This window comes from Paenibacillus graminis (assembly GCF_000758705.1).
Lineage (GTDB): Bacteria > Bacillota > Bacilli > Paenibacillales > Paenibacillaceae > Paenibacillus_AQ > Paenibacillus_AQ graminis.
The window spans coordinates 6,583,854-6,602,858 of sequence record NZ_CP009287.1 but is presented as its reverse complement, the minus strand read 5'-3'; the positions used below and the strand labels follow the sequence as shown (position 1 = coordinate 6,602,858).

The following is a 19,005-nucleotide window of genomic DNA, read 5'->3' as shown; positions in this document are numbered from 1 at the left end:
TCTTCGGTTATGATTCAGCCGGAAGTTCAAGAGACGAGTTGTGGAGTGGAATCCTCTGGAGGATGGTGCGACTTAAGTTTGGTATTCGATGCTGGTTTTGCCCAAGCTGATTCAAAGAAATTAGGCTACCAATATTTTTAGGAGGCGGAACGATTGCAGGCAGCAGTATACGCAGTAGAGCTTAGCGGGGGCTGGGAGATACGAGTTTCACTCGATATGAATGTAGACAGATTATGGTGGAGCGGGACTGGAGAAGAACGGGAGGGCTGGAATACCAGGGCTGTGGACAAGCTGGTGATCCTCTCCTCTGTACTCCCCCTGGGTTGGGCTGTGAAGCTGAGGGAGAGCTGGAGTTCATCCCTGCGGGGGTGGCAATGGCAGGTAGAAGATTGGAAAAAATATATGGCAGAGGTTCTTAAGAGAGAGATTGCAGAGGAACGTGATGCAGGCGGAGACTGGGGCGAGGAGAGATTATACCAAGGGGTTTCTGTCTGTACGCTGGTTAATGCACCGGAGGTTACCGCTGTGCAACATGGGAAGGCATATATGAAGGCAGAAAAGTACAGGCCGGTGATAGACGCTGAAGGAGGCGGAAGACACCTGGCTCTTGGAGCTGAGGCGGAACTAATGGTGAAAGTGCTGGAGGGCCGCTCGCTGCTGGAACCTGAAGTGGAAGCACTCCTTGCGGAACGGCTTCCCGGGCTGGCTGGACAGTGGCGTGCTGCGGCTCAGCTTGCCCAGCTGCAGGGGCGGCTGAGACTGGAGGCCGCTGTGGGTAAAGCTCCTGCGCTTCGCAGCGCAGGAGGCTGCTGTACGGCGCGCGGCGCCTCCGCACGCCTCCCTGGCGGCCGGCTCCCTGCCCTCGCCGGCCGCTTCCTGCACGCTGCGGCGCTTCGCCTGCCGCAGCTGCACCTGCCCTGGCGCGGCGCTGCCGCCCGCCGCGCGGGAGTGCGCTGCCTGCGCTGCGGCAGCGCCGCCACGGGCCGCACGGCCTGCGCCGCGTGCGGCCTTGCGGGCTGCGCCTATTGCGAGGCCTGCCTCGCACTCGGGCGCAGCCGGGCTTGCGCGCTGCTGCTGCGCAGCGCGGCTTCTCCGGCCGTGCGCAGCGCGGCTTCTCCGGCCGTGCGGTGCACGGCCGGGGGCTCCCCCGCCGTGGCGGCACGCCGGTGGGGGCTAAGCGCGGCGCAGGCGGGAGCCGCCGGCGCTGCGCTGGGGTTCCTGGCGGAGCCGCGCCAGCGCTCCGCCGTATCCAGCCCAGAGCGGTTCCTGCTCTGGGCCGTCACGGGAGCGGGGAAAACGGAGATCACGTTCCCGCTCCTGGAGGCAGTGCTCGCTGCCGGAGGCCACGCACTCGTCGCAACGCCGCGGCGCGACGTTGTGCTGGAGCTGGCGCCGCGGCTCGCACGGGCATTCCCGGCGGAGACACTCGCCGTGCTGTACGGCGGCAGCGCAGACCGCTGGACCTCTGGCCGGCTGACCCTGGCCACCACCCATCAGCTGCTGCGCTTCCACCAGAGCTTCGACCTCGTCATCATCGACGAGCTCGACGCCTATCCTTATCATAACGATCCCATGCTGGCATTTGCGGCGGAGCATGCCTGCAAACCGGGAGGATCGTTCATCTACCTGTCGGCTACACCTCCGGAAGAGCTGCAGCGTTTGGCCCGGTCCGGCAAGCTGCCGCATGCCAGGGTGCCTGTCCGCTTCCATGGGCATCCCTTGCCGGTGCCGCAGCATTTGCAAGTGCCTCCGCTCAACATTTGCTTGAAGCGCGGGATTCTGCCTAAGAAGCTGCTGCATGCACTTCGCAAATCCTTTGCCCGTGAGGCACAAATCTTTCTCTTTGTGTCGCGGATAGCCCACATCGAAAGATTGCTGGACCTTCTCCGCCAGAGCTTTCCAGAAGCTGCAATAGAGGGGACCTCCTCTCAGGACCCGGCAAGAACCGAGAAGGTTGCGGCTTTCCGCAGCCGGTCAATCTCGCTTCTCGTCACCACCACCATACTTGAAAGGGGAGTTACCGTACCCCGCAGTGATGTGTTGATTCTGGATGCCGACAGCAGCCTCTTTGACGAAGCTTCGCTGGTGCAGATGGCCGGAAGAGCCGGGCGCTCCACGGAAGATCCAGCCGGGACTGTTCTATTCTTCTCTCCGCAATGGACGAAATCTCAACGGGGTGCGGCCGCGCAGATTCGAACGATGAATACGATTGCCCGTACACAGGGATACATACGCAAGGAAGTGAGTTTATGAGGTTGAGAGGAACATGGAGCAGAGTAGCCCGGTCCCTGCTGGCTCCGTCCACTATGGACTGTCTCATATGCGGTAAAAAAAGTCGAGCTTCCTCAGCGCTCCCGGGAGTCTGCAAGAGCTGCCAAGCTTCAATCCCCTGGATTCACCATCCGCGCTGCCCCAAATGCGGCCGCCATGTGGGCTGTCCCGATTGCAGCCGCAGCAGCGGACCTGCCCAGATTGTCTGCAACCGCAGTGCTGTAGCCTACACCAGCGGGATGCGTGAAATTCTGGGGCAGTATAAATATCGCGGCAACGAGCGGCTGAGCCCTTTGCTTGGACTGATGCTGGATGAGGCATATACGATCCTCCAAGCAGAGCGGGGGCCGACGCCGCGTGATGGAGGCTCTAAGCAGCGAGATCACTTAAATCCTGCTATAAAAAGCAAACGCAACCGCCTATGGCAAGCCGATCTGCTGGTCCCGGTTCCCGTCAGTGCTTCCCGGCTTGCTGAACGCGGATTCAATCAGGCGGAGCGGCTTGCAGACGTCTTGTCCCGTCGCAGAGGGGTTCCGCAGCTGCCGCTGCTGGTCCGCACCCATCATACCGGCAAACAGAGCTTCAAAACCCGGGCCGAACGGCTGGCGGATATGAAGCATGCGTTTGCAGTCAACCCTGATTCAGCAGTTGGCTCACAGTTTGCCAATTGGCTTGAAGCATCCGGACGGCAGATGCAGCCGCCGCCTTTGCAGATCATCATCATTGATGATATTTACACTACAGGAAGCACCATCCGTGCTTGTGCGGAAACCATTACATTGTTCGCCGCCAGTTTTGGCTATACTGCAGAAATCTACAGCCTGACCTGGGCCCGATCTTAGATCTTCAGTATTCTCCATAGGCATTCAGTATATATTTGTAAAACTAATATAAACATAGCGCTTTTATAACCGATACTAATGATAGACGAAACTTCAGCAATCATGTAATCTAGGAGCATAAGAACTTTATACGCTGCACAAAATGTATGGAAGGGAGCCGCTGCTGAAATGAATCTAGACAATTGCCCACGGTGCGGCCGGTTATACGTCAAAAACATCATGGAACTGTGCCAGCCCTGTATTAAGGATTTGGAACATCAATATGAAATCTGTGTAAATTATTTGCGTGAAAATAGAGGCACTAATATTCAGGAGCTGTCCGATGCAACGGAGATTCCGATTAAGGAAATCACCCGTTTTATTCGTGAAGGCCGAATTTCTATAGCGAATGCGCCGAATATGATGTACCCTTGTGAAGTCTGTGGAACCCTGATCCGGGATGGTCATATGTGCGACAGCTGCCGCAGCCGGTTGCGGAAGGATATCTCAAATGCGGTCAAGGAAAGCGCTGCGGCAGAGACCTCTAAAAGGCCGGGCGAGGGCGCATATAGGGCCGTCGACAAGCACCGGGATTAATAAATTCCAGAAAAGAACGCTTGCAGCTATAAAGAATGTTTCAAATGCAGCCGATAAACTTAGTAAAGATTATCGGCTTTTTTATATCAGAAGGAAGGTGGAAGTTATGAAAATTAACGAGACCGGACGTATTAATGCAATTAATCCGTATCAACGCAATGCGGAAGCGCAAAGACAGGAACAACTAAAGAAAAGCACACGCAAGGATGAAGTTTCGATCTCTGATGAAGCGATAAAGCTATTACAGGCGCAGAAAAGCGGAGAAGTTGACGCTGAACGCGCGAGCAAGATTGAAAGCTTGAAACAGCAAGTTTCCGCAGGCACCTACCAAGTCGATGCAGCTAAGCTCGCAGCCACACTCGCCCCCTACTTCAAGCAATCCTCCGAGAATTAGGTGAATCCATCCATGACATTGACAACCTTGCTGGAAGCACTAGAGCGGCTGGACGAAGCGCATTTGCAGATGTTGGAATTGGCCGCTCTTAAGAAAGATGCTATTAAGACAAACCAAGTAGATTATCTTATTCAACTTCTCAATAAAGAGTCTAAGCACATGAAGCTGATTGAGCAGTTAGAGGAAGAACGTATGCAAGCGGCATATGCTTTTTTGCAGGGGGTGGGAATACGTTCCAACCTGAATTTGAATCTGACTGAGTTGTCCAGGCTTGTATTTGATCCTGAAGAGAAACAAAAGTTATTTCATATGCAGCGTAAGCTATCCGGTACATTGCAGCGGCTGAAGGAAGCCAATACGCTGAATCAACAGCTTCTTGAACAGGCACTCTCCTATATAGACTTTTCTATTGAAAGCATGTCTTATTATTCAGAGACAGAAGCGACTTATCATCACCCGGCGGGAAAAACAGCTGGAGTGCAACGCTCCGGACTTTTTGATTCTCGGGCCTAATTTTGGAGGAGTAAAAGATGACTTCAACATTTCATAGTATAGAAACCGCCAAACGAAGCCTGAACACCCAAACGGCTGCATTAAACACGGCAGGTCATAACATTGCTAATGTCAATACAGAAGGTTATTCAAAACAAGTCGTGAAGATGCAGGCCTCTCTTCCTATGGAAGCCTATGGATTTTTGCGTTCTACAGCAGCCGGACAAATGGGCACGGGGGTCGATTTCACGTCGATTGAACGGGTGAGACAGAGTTTTCTGGATGACCAATACCGCAATGAAAGCTCAAATTCAGGCAACTGGGATGTCAGATTCGACACCTTGCAAAAGCTTGAATCTATTGTGAATGAACCATCAGATACCGGTATCCGCAAGGTTCTGGATAATTTCTGGAATGCCTGGTCTGACCTGAGTCAGGATCCCGAGAATATTACCAACCGCAAAATCGTCAAAGAAACAACACAGGCGCTTACAGATGCTATGAATCAAGTCAGCACGCAATTGGATGCTCTGACCACTGACCTGACCAGCAATATTTCTCTAAAAACCACAGAGATCAACTCGCTTTTGCAAACAGTGGGAGATCTTAATAACAACATTACCAAGCTTGAGGGTTTGGGTGATAATCCTAACGATCTCCGGGACCAGCGGGACTTGGCCATCGATAAGCTCTCCAAGCTTGCCAATGTTCAGGTTACACAGCTCAGTGACGGCTACCAAGTGACATTGGGCGGTCAATTGGTTGTGACTGGTGATCAGGTAACCGCAGTAACGGCGGACGGATTAAAGGCCGCATACGACGGAGGGGCACTTACCGGCGGAGAAGTCTATGGCATGTTTATGTCCCGGGATAAATACGTAACCGATTATAAGAATCAGATGAACCAACTTGCCAATACACTTGCTAATGGCGACATTGAAATAACGTTACCAGCCGGAACAGTTTTACCTGAAGGAACTGTCCTGAATACCGGAGCTAACGGCACACCTGTTACATATTCGAATGCGAATAATAACCGGACCATAACAGCAGACACCAAAGTAACCGTCAAAGGAATTAACGGGCTGCTGCAATTAGGTTACACTGTTAGCGGCGCAACACCGCAGAAGGGACTTGCGCTTTTCACTTCTAAAGATAGCGGAGCTATTACAGCGGGCAATATTACACTTAACCCGTTGATTGCTGCTGACCCTAACCAAATCTCTACCTCAATGCGTGTAACCGGCGCGGGTACTGCCAATGAGAAGGTTGTTATTGGGAATAATGATATGGCATTGGCCATGGCGGGACTAAAGACAGCCAAATTTGATTTTGGTGCTGCTTTATCCACACCAGGTACCATGGATGATTATTTCAGCTCTATAGTCGGACAACTAGGTGTCCAGACGCAGGAAGCCGAACGTCAGGCGAAAAATGCCGAACAGCTGACAGAGCAAGTAGAATTGAACAGAGCTTCGGTTAGTGGTGTATCGCTGGATGAGGAAATGACTGATCTGATCAAATTTCAGCATGCTTACAGCGCAGCTTCCAGATTTATGACCACATTTGACGAGCTTCTAAACAAACTAATTAACGGAACAGGCCGTGTAGGCCTCTAATCTGAGGAAGGAGGGGAATCCATGTCTATTCGGGTAACCCAAGGGATGATGAGCATGCAGACGCTCAGCAATCTGAACAGAAATAACAGTGTTAGAAGTGACTTGGCCAATCAGGCCTCCACCGGACGTAAGATCAATAAACCTTCCGATGACCCGGTTGGTGTGACATACTCACTCCGTTACAGAGCGGAGCTTGCTTCCAATGAGCAGTTTCAGACGAATGCCGATGCTGCTGTTAGCTGGCTTGATTTTACGGATACAACCATGCAGCAGGCAACAAATGTGATGAAACGGATGAAAGAATTAACGATACAAGGATCTAATGGGACACTGCCTCAATCCGGCCGAGATGCAATTAAGTTGGAAATTCAACAATTAAAAGAACAAATGGGCAATATAGGTAATGCCCAAATAAGAGGGAAATATATTTTTAATGGTCAAAATTATGATAAGGTTCCATATGAGTTATCGGGTACAGTAACGAGTTTTTCTCAAATTGATACGGATGATGGTTCAGTTAAATATGCCATTGGTGATCAATCTACATTCCAAGTAAATACTCCAGGTAGCGATTTTTTTGGGAAATCTACGGATACTGATAACGTTTTTAAAGTAATGGATGATTTAATAGCTGCGCTTGCAAGCGGTGATACATCAAAAGTAGCTGCACAAACCGCTAATATGGACTCCAGAACTAATAAAATGCAGTCTGCCCTGTCTGAAGTGGGAGCGAGGACAAATCGAGTGGAATTGGTCCAGGCCCGGTTAGGTGACCGCAATTTAAATCTAACTACGCTGCAGTCCAAAGTAGAGGATGCAGATATTGCCGAAGTATTAATTAAGTCAACAACGGCTCAGACCATTTATGAGGCTGCTTTAAAGTCTTCTGCCCAAATATTACAGCCTTCATTAATGGATTTTATGCGCTAGGCTTGATTCTTTGAAACCGAAATGAGAAGCTATGGACAAAGCAGTCCATAGCTTCTTTTGTTAATATCCCAAGGAGGATGAGAGAATGACAGCAGACCATGTACATCAGGAGAAAGCAAATTTAACAATAGCACCCATATATTCATTTCCAAAAGGCTTGCCGGGTTTTGATCAGCTGAAAGAGTTTTTACTTCAGGAGCACAACGAGGTATTCAGCTTATTAAGCGCTGTAGACCAACCAGAGATTAGTTTTATTACGGTTAATCCATTTGATTTTATACCCGATTACGAATTTTCTCTACCCGACGATACGATGTTAGATATAGAAGTCAACAATCGCGAACAAGTAGCAGTGCGTTGTATTGTGACATGGCATAGTGAGCGAGAGAAGATAACGATTAATTTGCTAGCCCCTCTTATCTTTAATGTTGAATCTTTTAAAGCTAAACAAATCGTCTTACAGAATACCATATATACTACTAAACATCCTCTTTGGTCTAGCTCTGAAGCAGTTGAGGAAGGTGGTGATTCCTAATGCTGGTGCTTACACGAAAAAAAGGCGAATCCATTGTAATTGGAAATGATATAGTTATTACGGTCTTGTCTGTTGAGGGGGATGTGATTAAGCTGGGAATTTCCGCCCCTAAAGAAGTTGATATTTACCGGAAAGAAATATTTGAGGCTATACAAAAGAATAATCAAAATGCAGCTATGGATTTGGAAAGAATAAAGAATGTTATATTGGATCTCAATGGAACAAATAAATAATAATTAAAAAAAATTACTAAAGTCAAAGAAAAAAACGATATTGACTATAAACAATGCTACCCGTTAGGTCGATATATAATGTAGAGCGGTAATTCTTCAGGGCGGCCGACCTGTGAAGACGCTAATACCACATGGATGTGGGATAAAACCATTTCAGGGAGGAAATATCAAATGATTATCAATCACAATCTACCGGCTTTTAACACACACCGTAACATGGGGCTGAACAATGCTGCAGCAAGTAAGAACATGGAGAAATTGTCTTCAGGTTTGAAAATCAACCGTGCAGCTGACGATGCTGCTGGTCTCTCCATCTCCGAAAAAATGCGTGGTCAAATCCGCGGTTTGGAACAAGCACAACGTAACGTTCAAGACGGTATCTCATTCGCTCAAACAGCTGAAGGTGCAATGAACGAAGTTTCCTCCATGCTGACTCGTATGAAAGAATTGAATGTACAAAAACTCAATGGTACTTATGGTGCTGGCGATAAATCTAATATCAATGCTGAATTGAATCAATTAGGTTCGCAAATTGATAACATCATGTCGAAAACTACATTCAACGGAATCAAGATTACTTCCAATGTTAGTGTTCAGGCTGATGACAGTACCTTTAAAATTGCCATTACTGGTGTAGCAACAGGTGGCTTTACTGGCCTTGACTCTGCAACTACACTCACTAACGTAAGTGTTGCTATTGAAAAAGTTGCAACTCAACGGGCTAACCTCGGTGCTGTACAAAACCGTCTGGAATACACTTCCAACAACCTGGGGACTACTGTTGAGAACTTGACAGCCTCCGAATCCCGTATCCGTGATACTGATATGGCTAAGGAAATGGTTGCTCTCTCCAAGAACAACATCTTGCTGCAAGCATCCCAATCTATGCTGGCTCAAGCTAACTCCGCTCCACAGGGCGTATTGTCCCTGCTTCGTTAATTTTTACTTTAAGCATTTCATTCAAAGATCCTGCATTTGCAGGGTCTTTTTTTTGTTATTCCATAAACATTTCAACAGGTTGACCGATATATAAAGTAACAGCTTGGGATTTCTAACCGGACAATATTATGTAGATAATCTAGCGACAAGCGAGGGATTAGATATGGACTCATGGATTTCTGCCAGTTCAGGAGTAGGTGCACAGGTACAACATCCGGGTTTTGGAAAAAAAGATGTTGTTATGAGTGATGACCCGGCATCATCTATGGCACAGAAGACAACCCAATCTGTGAGTACAGGGGATAGCCAAAAGTCACATGAACAAGTAGTTGCAGAACTGCAAAAGGCAATTGATGCCATCCAAGGGCCGCAGAAGTCACTGGAGATCTCCGTACATGAAAAAACGCATGCCATTATGATCAAAGTACTTAACAAGGAGACAGGCGAGTTAATACGCGAAGTGCCACCAGAAAAAATTCTGGATTTAGCAGCACGGATGATGGAGATAACAGGAATAATTGTTGATAAAAAAGTATAAGGAGGCGCTTTATGGTAACAAGAATTAGCGGATTAGCTTCGGGGATGGATATTGACTCTATAGTAAAAAAATTAATGACAGCAGAAAGTGTACCCCTCAATAAATTAAACCAACAAAAACAGCTGATGGAGTGGAAGCGTGATAACTACCGTCAAACCAGTGTTAAACTGGTTTCATTTCTACAAGATAAGCTAGATACGTTAAGTAAAAGCAGCTCTCTCAGTGCACAAAAAGCTACTACGACAGGTAATACAACTTCTGTTAGTGCTACTGCTACACCCTCAGCAAGTGGTTCCCTTGAGGTCACAGTTACTTCATTGGCTACGGCTGCTAGAATAACCTCCTCAGCTCCCCCTACCAAAAGTGATGCAACAACCACTGATTGGGGAAATGTAAAACTATCAGCAATTACGGGTTCTGGTATTGATTCCAATAGTACTGCCAAAGTTGCAGTTACAATTGGTGGCGCCAGTATCGAAATAGATCCCCAGACGGAGACTTTAAGCTCTTTTGTAAATAAGATCAATGACAGTACAACTGCTGGTGTATCTGCTCTGTATGATTCTGCAACTGGTCAAGTATCTATAACAAGCAAGAGCACTGGGGCACAGGGCAATGCTATTAAGTTAGATGGAGCTGGAGCAGCAGTATTTACAGCATTAAAGTTGGATAGCTCATTTTTAAGTGGAGGGGCAGATGCTAAGCTTAATGTTAATGGCATGGACATTACCCGCTCGACTAACAGCTTTACTATGAATGGCGTTCAACTGACGCTTAATAGCGGCAGTGGAGGGGTCTCTACTAAAATTGAAGTGAACAAAGACGTAGATACACTTGTGTCTGCTGTAAAAGGTTTTGTGGATGCATATAATGAGGTTTTGACCTTAATGAATAGCAAAGTTAGTGAGGAGCGTTATACCAAGTACACACCTCTTACTACTGAACAAAGAAAGGATATGTCCGATTCCGAAGCTGAGCTTTGGGACTCTAAGGCAAAGAGCGGAATGCTCAAAAATGATAGTATTTTAACCTCAGCTATCGCAAGCATGCGAACAGCAATGGTAGAAGGAGTTCAGCTAGCTGATGGTTCAAAAATAGATTTTACGCAGTTGGGCATAACAACGGGAACTTATGAAACTAAAGGTAAACTAAGTCTGAATACGGATAAGCTGAAAACAGCATTAGAAGAAAATCCAGATATAATTAATAATTTTCTGGGGAAAAATTATTCGATTTCATCATTAAATAACACATATACATCAGATGATGGAATATTAGCGCGCATGAAGAAAATCTCTAATTCAACACTTGTTAAATTAGCTGAAACTGCAGGTACATCTAGGTTTAGCTCTGATTTAACAGCATCTTTTATGAGTACTAGTACGATGGGGGAAACACTGACTAGCTTGGATAAAAGGATAAGCGAACTTACAGCTAAATTAACAATGAGGGAAACGAACTATTACAAAAAGTTTACAGCAATGGAAACGGCCATAAGTAAGTACAATAATATATCATCAAGCCTAATAAGCTCTTAGTAATAAGGGGGAGGAAATTTGATTAACTCGCCGTATCAAAAATATCAACAAGCCCAGGCACAGACGGCATCTAAGCCAAAACTGTTAATCATGCTTTATGATGGTGCTATTCGTTTTGTGAGGTTAGGCATAGATGGCATTTCACAAAAGGATTATGAGAAAGCTAATAATAACCTTTGCAAGGCACAGGCTATTATTAATGAATTGATCTCAGCTTTGGATCATAATTACCCTATTTCAAATGATTTGCTTAAAGTGTACGAATATATGCAACATAGATTGATTGAGGCAAATGTAAATAAGCAAAATACGCAGACTGAAGAAGTTTTAGAATATTTAATAGATCTTAGGGAAGCTTGGTTTGAGGCCAGCAAGTCACAGGGATTAAATACGGTGCAAGATGGAAGATAAACATTTCCAATTACTCTTTACAGAGTTACAAAGGATATCGGCGCAAGCAATAAGTGATATTTCTGCAATGGACACGGACGAATTAGTGTCATTTGTAGAACGGAGAGAAGAGATTGTAAGTGCCATGAAGCCCTATCTATCATTGATTTCTTCTAATGATAAACAAATAATTGAACAAATGCTTAAAGATGAGCAAGTTATTGTGGACAGAATGTATGAATTGAAGAATGAAGCTGGAGAATGGCTTCAGAACCTTAGTACCGTTCGTGTTCAACAAAATGCGTATAAACAATCTTTTTCAATAGACAGTCTATTCATAGATCATCGTAAGTAAGGACAAAAATGAAAACCCTCAACCATTTTTTGGTTGAGGGTTTTCATTTTTAAGAGGTTCATTCTTATGGGATAAAGTCCGATATATACAATATAAATCAATCCGGAATGGTGGTATCGCCGTGTCATATTTTCAACAGAATCAGGCAGTGTTACGACTACGTTTTCCTCATGTTGCTGATAAAGTATCTAATATAGAAGAGCAAGATATTGAATTAATTAAGTATTTTGAACCAGTTGAAAAAGATGAGAATTGGTTGGAAGCAGTAAGAGGTTCGGTAGGTGACCTAAACATTATTCTTTTGTATGGATTTGGTCAGGGGATTAGCATAGCTGATTTAGTGGAAATGTATCCAGATCGTTTATTATTTGTATACGAACCAAATGAAGAAAATTTCCATGATAGTTTGAAAACGATGGATTTAACGCTGATATTGGAGCATCCAAATCTATATTTTTTAGCGGTTGGTAAATCACAGTTAATAGCTCTGTTTCATTCTCTTTCTACACACATGCGTAAAGATATGGCCTTTGTAGCGTTAAGACATTACCTGGAGCACACCGCGGATTCTCTCCAAGATATAAAAAAGAAATTTGAAGAGTACTCTGAAACGTTTGATTCAAACAAACTTACACGAAATTTGTTTCGTAGGGATTGGATCCGAAACAGTATGTATCATATGGCTGGAATGCTGTCTTCGCCAAGTATTAAAGAATTCTATAAAGAATATGAAAATGCTACAGCTGTTATCATTGCTTCAGGCCCATCTTTGCAAGCGGATATTGAATGGGTAAAGCGAATCAAACCCCACGCGTTAATTATATCTGCTGGCTCGAGTATTCAGGCATTAGTCAAGAATGGAATAGCCCCCCATTTAGCTACTCTTTTAGATGGCGGAGTCATTAATAACAAAGTTTTTGCGGATCCTGCTGCTTTAAAAGCTCCCTTTCTTTTTGTTTCATCATCTTATTATGGAATTTCAGATAAAAAAGATAAACACAAGATTCACGCTATCGTTAAAAATGATGAAGTTGCACAATACTATATGGGTATAGAAGCCGATGAGGCTGAGATCATACCAACCTCAACAGTGACTGGAACTGCTATACAAGCGGCAGTATGGTTAGGGGTCAAAAGAATTGTCATGATGGGGCAGGATCTCTCCTTCCCGAATAAAAAGTATTATGCTGATGGTGTTGGTCATAGTGAACTTAATATACTAAATGCAATGGTGGAAAATTCTGATCACAAGCTATTAAGTGTTCAAGGAAATTACAATGCTACTAGTTCAGCTTTTATGTCCATGAAGGACGGGTTGGAGAAGCTTATTTCATCTTTTCCTGATATAGAATTCATAAACTCTACTCGTAATGGCGCTGTAATTGAAGGTACTTTGTGGAAACCAATTGAGCAAGTATATGAGTTATTAGCTGAAGAAATTATAGATCAAAGAGCAATTGAAAATTTAATTGATAAAAAAGAGTTTGCTGAATATAATGAAGCTCTTGAAAAAGTAGAAAACAGAATTTCTTCAACCGTACGTGATTTTTCTGAAATTATTAAGGATTTCAAAATACTCAAAAAATTATTTAGTGATATAAGAGAACTAAGTCGTACTAATCCTCTTAAATGTCAGCGGAAAATTGTGAAAATTGAGCAAGTATGGGGTGGAATTGTAAACCGCCCTTGGTTTGAAGCATTGATTGAGACATTATTGCCGATAGAATTGCAGGAATACGATAGGGAATTACCCTCCATTATATTGGAGAAAAACTTAGTGCGAAAATGTAATCTTATTGATAAGTATCTTGGAACACTGGTTAATCAAATTGAAAGTGAAATTCCCTTCCTGGAAGAAGTATTTATAGAATCCTTGCGAAGAATTGAAGCATTAAGCGATAAAGTACAAGGGGGCAGATAACTTGGAAGAGGGACTTTATAATGGAAAGAGGATATTAGTAACTGGTGGAACAGGTACGATAGGCCGCCATTTAATACAAAGGTTATTATTGGAAAATCCCAAAGTTATACGTGTTTTTAGCCGGGACGAACACAAACAATATGAAATGGGTATAGATTTCAAAAGTGATTCAGAGAATTTGAGATTCTTAATTGGAGATGTCAGAGATCAGCAACGTCTTAACAGAGCCATGGAGGATATCGATTATGTATTTCATTGTGCAGCCATGAAACATGTTCCTGCATGTGAATACAATCCTTTCGAAGCAGTGCAGACAAATGTAATAGGGACACAGAATGTTATTCAAGCGGCAATCGAAAACAAAGTGAAGAAGGTATTGTTTATAAGTACAGATAAAGCGATTTCTCCCACCAATACTTATGGTGCCACTAAATTAACAGCAGAGCGCTTAATTTCGGCTACAGAGTATCATAAAGGAGCAAAGTCTACAATATTTTCATCTGTACGCTTTGGAAATGTAATGGGTTCCAGAGGATCTGTTATTCCTTTATTTAAGAAACAAATATCCGAAAAACGTATGATTACACTGACTGATCCAAATATGTTAAGGTACATGATGACTCCTTCCCAAGCTATTGAACTTATACTAAAAGCTAATGGGATGGCCTTAGGTGGAGAAGTATTTGTGTTAAAAATGCCACTAATAAAAATAGGTGAACTAGCTGAAGTTCTTATAGAAGACGCTAAAATGAGAAATGGAATTATCGAAGAAATTATTATTGATGTAATAGGACTTCGTCCAGGGGAAAAAAGGTTTGAAGAACTGATGACAGATGATGAAGCGGTTATCGCTTATGAGACAAAGGATATGTACATTATTCCACAGCATGGGATGAATAATTTTGGCCACTGGAGAGAGTATGATAAAGTCTTAGAGAAACCTTTTCCTAATGAAGCGCAGATTATTGATAAAGATCAAATAAAAGATTGGTTGATTACAGAACAAATAATGTAAGGTAATAAATGATGCGTTTATAGTGTTTTTATACAGCTACATGGAACAGAATAATAAATCAAAGGAAGTTATTTGATGAAGTATTTTATTCGTGCAGATGCATCGGAGAAATTAGGTATAGGACATGTGATGAGATGTCTAGCATTAAGTTCAGGACTTATTGAACAAAAGCATGAAGTGATATTCATCAGTAGAGAACTTAACCCATTTGTTTCTGAATTAATTGTTACGCAAGGTTGCTCGATTATCCACATTGAAACCTCATTCCCGTTGGGAAGTGCTTTGGAATCAGAGTTTATTATCCAACTTATCAATAAGGACTATAGACTAACAAAAGAAGATTGGTTAATTATAGATCATTATTCTCTAGATTACAGGTTTGAATCTCACCTTAGAAGCTTGTTTAGTAATATTTTGGTCATTGATGATCTAGCTGATAGAGTTCATGATTGTAATATTTTACTGGATTCTGGGCTAGACAAAACTAAGGAGATTGAATACAACAGGTTAATTCCTAAATCAGCAATAAAGCTCTTAGGCCCGTCGTATGCTTTACTTAGGAGAGAGTTTTCCGATGTGAGTCAAACTATAAATAATAATAACGGAGAACATATACAGAATGTTTTGGTTTGTTTTGGCGGAACGGATCCTACGAATGAAACACTAAAGACGCTCAGAGCGTTGGAACCCTGTCTGAACGATATTAGGAACGTTAAAGTTATTTTAGGAAGGACGAATCCTCATATAAAGGAACTAACAAATTTATATGAGAAAAATAGTAAATTGCAATTCTTAATCCAACCAAGCTCAGTTGCATTAGAAATGGCTTCTTGTGATTTGGCTATCTGCGCAGGTGGAAGTATGACCTGGGAAAGATATTGTCTGGGTTTGCCCGGAATAGTCATAGCTGTAGCGGATAACCAATTGAAAAATGCTCAGCAAGGTCATTTAATGGATATAGATAAGTATTTAGACTTTCATCAATTTGTAACAAAGGAAGATATTAGACAGACATTTGAAAGTATAATTCATTCAAAATCGTGGCTTCAAACTGCTAGACAAAAAGCTAGGATGATAGTTGATGGTAAGGGGGTATCTAGGGTAGTGGATCTATTAAGCATGAGGCAGAATTTCCTTGTGCTACGAGATGTAGGGCAAAATGAAATTTTATGGATGTGGGAATGCCGGAATGATGCTGAATCAAGGTCCAATTCAGTTCATACTGATGAGATACCCTATAGTGAGCATGTTAAATGGGTAGAACAAAGTAAATCAATGTTAAATAGAAAATTGATGATTGCTTGGGATGGAGAATTTAAGATTGCAGTGGTGAGACTGGATAAAGATGGCGATAGTGCTATTGTTAGTCTAAATGTGGCAAAGGAGCATCGAAATAAAGGGAATGCTCTGAAAATATTAAGAGAGCTTGAAACTACAGTAATAAAGTGGGATCGCAGGATCCATACTTTACAAGCCCTGATAAGATCAGAGAATACAGCTTCAATAAGGGTATTTTTAAAAGCAGGTTATAAACAATGTAGCAACGATAATCAATTCATAAAGATGCAAAAAAAATTGTTTGAAGAAGAAGGTTAGAAGATGAGGAAAGATGACATGAATATAATTATAGATGGCAGAGCAATTGGGAAGGGATTTAGACCATTTATCATCGCTGAGATGTCTGGAAATCATAATCAATCTTTGGATCGAGCGTTGGCCATTGTAGAGGCTGCTGCAAAAACAGGAGTGGACGCTATTAAGTTGCAAACGTATACTGCTGATACAATGACACTTAATGTTGATTCCTCAGACTTTATGATTAGTGAGGAGAAAAGCTTATGGAAAGGGAATTCATTATACAATTTGTATAAACAAGCATACACCCCGTGGGAATGGCATTCAGAGATCTTTAAAAAGTGTAAAGAATTAGGTCTCATTGTCTTTAGTTCACCTTTTGATGAGTCAGCAGTGGATTTTTTAGAAACGTTAGAGGTACCTGCATATAAGATTGCATCTTTTGAGAATACACATCTTCCCTTAATTAAAAAGGTGGCTGCTACTGGTAAACCTATAATTATGTCCACAGGTATGGCGTCTGCTGCTGAATTGGATGAGGCAGTACAGACTCTTAGAGAGTCAGGGTGTGAACAACTGGTACTATTAAAATGTACTAGTACTTACCCTGCAGAGCCTACTAATTCAAATCTTGCAACCATCCCGCATATGAAACAGCTATTTAATTGTGAAGTAGGATTGTCCGATCACACTTTAGGAATTGGAGTATCGATAGCAAGCGTTGTTCTGGGGGCAACCGTAATCGAGAAACATTTTACATTATCAAGAGCAGAGGGCGGTGTGGATTCTGCTTTTTCTATGGAACCTCACGAAATGAAAAGTTTAGTTGAAGAAACTGTAAAGGCATGGCAGTCGATAGGTCGGATTTCCTATGGTGCTACCGAAAGTGAAAGGGATTCGCGGAAATTAAGAAGATCTATTTATGCATCTGAAAATATAAAAAGCGGTGAGAAGATTAGTATGGGGAATATAAAAATAATTAGGCCTGGTTATGGCCTCCCGCCAAAATTTTTAGATATGGTAATGGATAGAACTGCTGCGGTAGATATCCCAAAAGGGACACCAATAACTTGGGATTTAATCTAGTATACTAAAAGTTGGGGTGCATGATGAACTTTGTTGCCATTATTCAAGCTCGTATGGGATCTACCCGTCTTCCAGGCAAGGTGTTAATGCCGCTTGGTGATACTTGTATTCTTGATTACGTAGTTACTCGTTGCCAAAAGATTCAAAAAGTTTCGCAAGTCGTAGTAGCTACGTCAATTTTGAAACAGGATGATGATATTGAAAATTGGTGTGAATTAAATAGTGTGAGTTGTTTTCGTGGTTCGGAAGAGGATGTATTAGAACGGTACTATGTATGTGCTCAAAAATATAAAGCCGATTATATCTTGCGAGTAACTGCTGACTGCCCATTCGTAGATTATGAGTTAGCCAGTTTGATGATTGAAGCTATGGTAACTAATCCATCCGATATATTGTTATATGAGGGGCAGATACCCCGTGGGTTGGCTGTTGAAGTAATTTCCTTACAGGCATTGGAAAAGGTTAATCTTAAAGGAACTGAGTCTAGGCATCGCGAACATGTCACTTATTATGCCTACGAATACAAAGAAAGTTTCACCTGTGTCTCATTAAAGTTACCTAAATATTTAGAACACCCTCAATTAAGAATAACAGTGGATACCCCTGAGGATTATGAGGTTTGCCAATTGATAGCAGAAAAGTTTGTGGATAACAAAACAATAAGCTCCGCAGAAGTGATTCAGTATCTTTTGAATTCTCCCGAGGTATCCGAGATTAATGCACACATAAAACAAAAACCTGTAATTTAACAATTAGTTAAGCTTATTAGGTACCATGTAAATCTAAAGGAGTGGGGATAATAAATATTTTACTAACTGGAGGAGCCGGTTTTATCGGTCGTTGGGTTGCAAAGAGGTTATTGGACGAAGGGCATCACTTATGGATTATAGATGACCTATCTAATGGACGAGAAGAAAATATTGAGGAATTCCGCGAACATCCGTGTCTACATCAATTTATCAATGGAACAATCCTAGATGTGGCACTTTTAAGTCATTTGTTTAGCGAAAACAATTTTGAAGTATGCTACCATTTGGGTGCTTCAATTAATGTACAGGATTCCATTGATAATCCATCCACCACATTTAATAACGACACTGTAGGTACATTTAATATTCTGGAGCAATGCCGTAAATATCGTACTAAATTGGTATTTATGAGCACTTGCATGGTATACGATCGTTGCAGCGATGAAGAGGGTATAACGGAGTTGCACCCGACAAAGCCAGCCTCCCCTTATGCAGGCGCAAAGGTTGCTGCAGAGAATATGGTCCTTTCCTATTATTATGCTTATGATCTGCCAACTGTAGTTATCCGTCCGTTCAATACGTACGGCCCCTTCCAAAAGACAGGTGGAGAAGGCGGAGTAGTTGCAATCTTTATTAAAAACCAATTGAGTGGTAAGGATCTTAATATTTATGGAGAAGGCACGCAAACTCGTGATCTTTTGTATGTAGAGGACTGTGCTAAGTTTGTAACAGCGGCAGGTTTCTCGGATACAGTAAACGGTGAGATTGTAAATGCTGGACTAGGACGGGATATTGCAATTAATGATTTGGCACTGCTTATTGCTGGTGATTCAACGCGAATTAAGCATATAGAACATATTCATCCCCAGAGTGAAATTCAGAAGTTACTATGTAATTCCTCGAAGGCCAAGCTTCTGCTGAATTGGGAGCCGGAAATTAGTTTGGAAGAAGGAATTGCGCGTACTACCGAATGGATTAAGTCTGGAGGTCTTGACTAAAATAACGAA

At 43.0% G+C, this 19,005-nt stretch carries 20 protein-coding genes; all 20 read left to right on the top strand.

Annotation, left to right across the window (positions count from 1 at the left end; genetic code table 11):
* Positions 1–153 precede the first annotated feature (153 nt).
* Positions 154–2,253, top strand: a complete 2,100-nt coding sequence (locus PGRAT_RS28625; RefSeq protein ID WP_042267551.1) for an ATP-dependent helicase ComFA — start codon at positions 154–156, stop codon at positions 2,251–2,253.
* A complete protein-coding gene (locus PGRAT_RS28620; RefSeq protein ID WP_051424771.1) occupies positions 2,250–3,113 on the top strand; it encodes a ComFC family protein in 864 nt (287 codons plus the stop codon). Before PGRAT_RS28625 ends, PGRAT_RS28620 begins: the two co-directional genes overlap by 4 nt.
* A gap of 168 nt (positions 3,114–3,281) precedes the next feature.
* Positions 3,282–3,689: a TIGR03826 family flagellar region protein gene (locus tag PGRAT_RS28615; protein WP_025707310.1), complete on the top strand. Its 408-nt coding sequence runs from the start codon at positions 3,282–3,284 to the stop codon at positions 3,687–3,689.
* Positions 3,690–3,795: 106 nt separating this feature from the next.
* Positions 3,796–4,083, top strand: coding sequence for a flagellar biosynthesis anti-sigma factor FlgM (flgM, locus tag PGRAT_RS28610; RefSeq protein WP_025707311.1), 288 nt, complete (start codon positions 3,796–3,798; stop codon positions 4,081–4,083).
* A gap of 12 nt (positions 4,084–4,095) precedes the next feature.
* Positions 4,096–4,596: a flagellar protein FlgN gene (locus PGRAT_RS28605; RefSeq protein WP_025707312.1), complete on the top strand. Its 501-nt coding sequence runs from the start codon at positions 4,096–4,098 to the stop codon at positions 4,594–4,596.
* Positions 4,597–4,613: 17 nt separating this feature from the next.
* The gene (gene flgK, locus PGRAT_RS28600; RefSeq protein WP_025707313.1) at positions 4,614–6,194 is read left to right on the top strand and encodes a flagellar hook-associated protein FlgK; all 1,581 of its coding nucleotides are present in this window, start codon (positions 4,614–4,616) and stop codon (positions 6,192–6,194) included.
* Positions 6,195–6,215: 21 nt separating this feature from the next.
* On the top strand, positions 6,216–7,124 hold the full coding sequence (flgL, locus tag PGRAT_RS28595; protein ID WP_025707314.1) for a flagellar hook-associated protein FlgL: 909 nt from the start codon (positions 6,216–6,218) through the stop codon (positions 7,122–7,124).
* 85 nt (positions 7,125–7,209) lie between these two features.
* On the top strand, positions 7,210–7,659 hold the full coding sequence (fliW, locus tag PGRAT_RS28590) for a flagellar assembly protein FliW (RefSeq protein ID WP_025707315.1): 450 nt from the start codon (positions 7,210–7,212) through the stop codon (positions 7,657–7,659).
* Complete coding sequence (csrA, locus tag PGRAT_RS28585) at positions 7,659–7,892, top strand: carbon storage regulator CsrA (RefSeq protein WP_025707316.1); 234 nt, start codon at positions 7,659–7,661, stop codon at positions 7,890–7,892. The genes fliW and csrA overlap by 1 nt, the downstream gene beginning before the upstream one ends.
* A gap of 171 nt (positions 7,893–8,063) precedes the next feature.
* Positions 8,064–8,831: a flagellin N-terminal helical domain-containing protein gene (locus tag PGRAT_RS28580; RefSeq protein ID WP_025707317.1), complete on the top strand. Its 768-nt coding sequence runs from the start codon at positions 8,064–8,066 to the stop codon at positions 8,829–8,831.
* A 163-nt stretch (positions 8,832–8,994) separates the two neighbouring features.
* A complete protein-coding gene (locus PGRAT_RS28575; RefSeq protein ID WP_025707318.1) occupies positions 8,995–9,369 on the top strand; it encodes a flagellar protein FlaG in 375 nt (124 codons plus the stop codon).
* Between the two features lie 11 nt (positions 9,370–9,380).
* Positions 9,381–10,907: a flagellar filament capping protein FliD gene (fliD, locus tag PGRAT_RS28570; RefSeq protein ID WP_025707319.1), complete on the top strand. Its 1,527-nt coding sequence runs from the start codon at positions 9,381–9,383 to the stop codon at positions 10,905–10,907.
* 18 nt (positions 10,908–10,925) lie between these two features.
* Entirely contained in the window at positions 10,926–11,318 is a 393-nt protein-coding gene (fliS, locus tag PGRAT_RS28565; protein WP_025707320.1) for a flagellar export chaperone FliS, read from the top strand.
* On the top strand, positions 11,308–11,652 hold the full coding sequence (fliT, locus tag PGRAT_RS28560) for a flagellar protein FliT (protein ID WP_025707321.1): 345 nt from the start codon (positions 11,308–11,310) through the stop codon (positions 11,650–11,652). Before fliS ends, fliT begins: the two co-directional genes overlap by 11 nt.
* A gap of 121 nt (positions 11,653–11,773) precedes the next feature.
* The gene (locus tag PGRAT_RS28555) at positions 11,774–13,573 is read left to right on the top strand and encodes a motility associated factor glycosyltransferase family protein (protein ID WP_025707322.1); all 1,800 of its coding nucleotides are present in this window, start codon (positions 11,774–11,776) and stop codon (positions 13,571–13,573) included.
* A gap of 1 nt (position 13,574) precedes the next feature.
* Positions 13,575–14,588 (top strand): UDP-N-acetylglucosamine 4,6-dehydratase family protein, encoded by a 1,014-nt coding sequence (locus PGRAT_RS28550; protein ID WP_025707323.1) that lies wholly within the window; start codon positions 13,575–13,577, stop codon positions 14,586–14,588.
* Between the two features lie 75 nt (positions 14,589–14,663).
* Positions 14,664–16,184 (top strand): UDP-2,4-diacetamido-2,4,6-trideoxy-beta-L-altropyranose hydrolase, encoded by a 1,521-nt coding sequence (pseG, locus tag PGRAT_RS28545; protein ID WP_025707324.1) that lies wholly within the window; start codon positions 14,664–14,666, stop codon positions 16,182–16,184.
* Positions 16,185–16,202: 18 nt separating this feature from the next.
* Positions 16,203–17,249, top strand: a complete 1,047-nt coding sequence (gene pseI / locus PGRAT_RS28540; RefSeq protein WP_025707325.1) for a pseudaminic acid synthase — start codon at positions 16,203–16,205, stop codon at positions 17,247–17,249.
* Positions 17,250–17,272: 23 nt separating this feature from the next.
* Positions 17,273–17,998 (top strand): cytidylyltransferase domain-containing protein, encoded by a 726-nt coding sequence (locus tag PGRAT_RS28535; protein ID WP_025707326.1) that lies wholly within the window; start codon positions 17,273–17,275, stop codon positions 17,996–17,998.
* 50 nt (positions 17,999–18,048) lie between these two features.
* On the top strand, positions 18,049–18,996 hold the full coding sequence (locus PGRAT_RS28530; RefSeq protein ID WP_025707327.1) for a GDP-mannose 4,6-dehydratase: 948 nt from the start codon (positions 18,049–18,051) through the stop codon (positions 18,994–18,996).
* Positions 18,997–19,005: the final 9 nt, after the last annotated feature.

What these genes read in the sequence shown, in the direction of transcription:
- PGRAT_RS28620 (WP_051424771.1), top strand. Translation starts at nt 2,250, where the DNA reads ATGAGGTTGAGAGGAACATGGAGCAGAGTAGCCCGGTCCCTGCTGGCT.
- PGRAT_RS28615 (WP_025707310.1), top strand. Translation starts at nt 3,282, where the DNA reads ATGAATCTAGACAATTGCCCACGGTGCGGCCGGTTATACGTCAAAAAC.
- flgM (WP_025707311.1), top strand. Translation starts at nt 3,796, where the DNA reads ATGAAAATTAACGAGACCGGACGTATTAATGCAATTAATCCGTATCAA.
- PGRAT_RS28605 (WP_025707312.1), top strand. Translation starts at nt 4,096, where the DNA reads ATGACATTGACAACCTTGCTGGAAGCACTAGAGCGGCTGGACGAAGCG.
- flgK (WP_025707313.1), top strand. Translation starts at nt 4,614, where the DNA reads ATGACTTCAACATTTCATAGTATAGAAACCGCCAAACGAAGCCTGAAC.
- flgL (WP_025707314.1), top strand. Translation starts at nt 6,216, where the DNA reads ATGTCTATTCGGGTAACCCAAGGGATGATGAGCATGCAGACGCTCAGC.
- fliW (WP_025707315.1), top strand. Translation starts at nt 7,210, where the DNA reads ATGACAGCAGACCATGTACATCAGGAGAAAGCAAATTTAACAATAGCA.
- csrA (WP_025707316.1), top strand. Translation starts at nt 7,659, where the DNA reads ATGCTGGTGCTTACACGAAAAAAAGGCGAATCCATTGTAATTGGAAAT.
- PGRAT_RS28580 (WP_025707317.1), top strand. Translation starts at nt 8,064, where the DNA reads ATGATTATCAATCACAATCTACCGGCTTTTAACACACACCGTAACATG.
- PGRAT_RS28575 (WP_025707318.1), top strand. Translation starts at nt 8,995, where the DNA reads ATGGACTCATGGATTTCTGCCAGTTCAGGAGTAGGTGCACAGGTACAA.
- fliD (WP_025707319.1), top strand. Translation starts at nt 9,381, where the DNA reads ATGGTAACAAGAATTAGCGGATTAGCTTCGGGGATGGATATTGACTCT.
- fliT (WP_025707321.1), top strand. Translation starts at nt 11,308, where the DNA reads ATGGAAGATAAACATTTCCAATTACTCTTTACAGAGTTACAAAGGATA.
- pseG (WP_025707324.1), top strand. Translation starts at nt 14,664, where the DNA reads ATGAAGTATTTTATTCGTGCAGATGCATCGGAGAAATTAGGTATAGGA.
- pseI (WP_025707325.1), top strand. Translation starts at nt 16,203, where the DNA reads ATGAATATAATTATAGATGGCAGAGCAATTGGGAAGGGATTTAGACCA.
- PGRAT_RS28535 (WP_025707326.1), top strand. Translation starts at nt 17,273, where the DNA reads ATGAACTTTGTTGCCATTATTCAAGCTCGTATGGGATCTACCCGTCTT.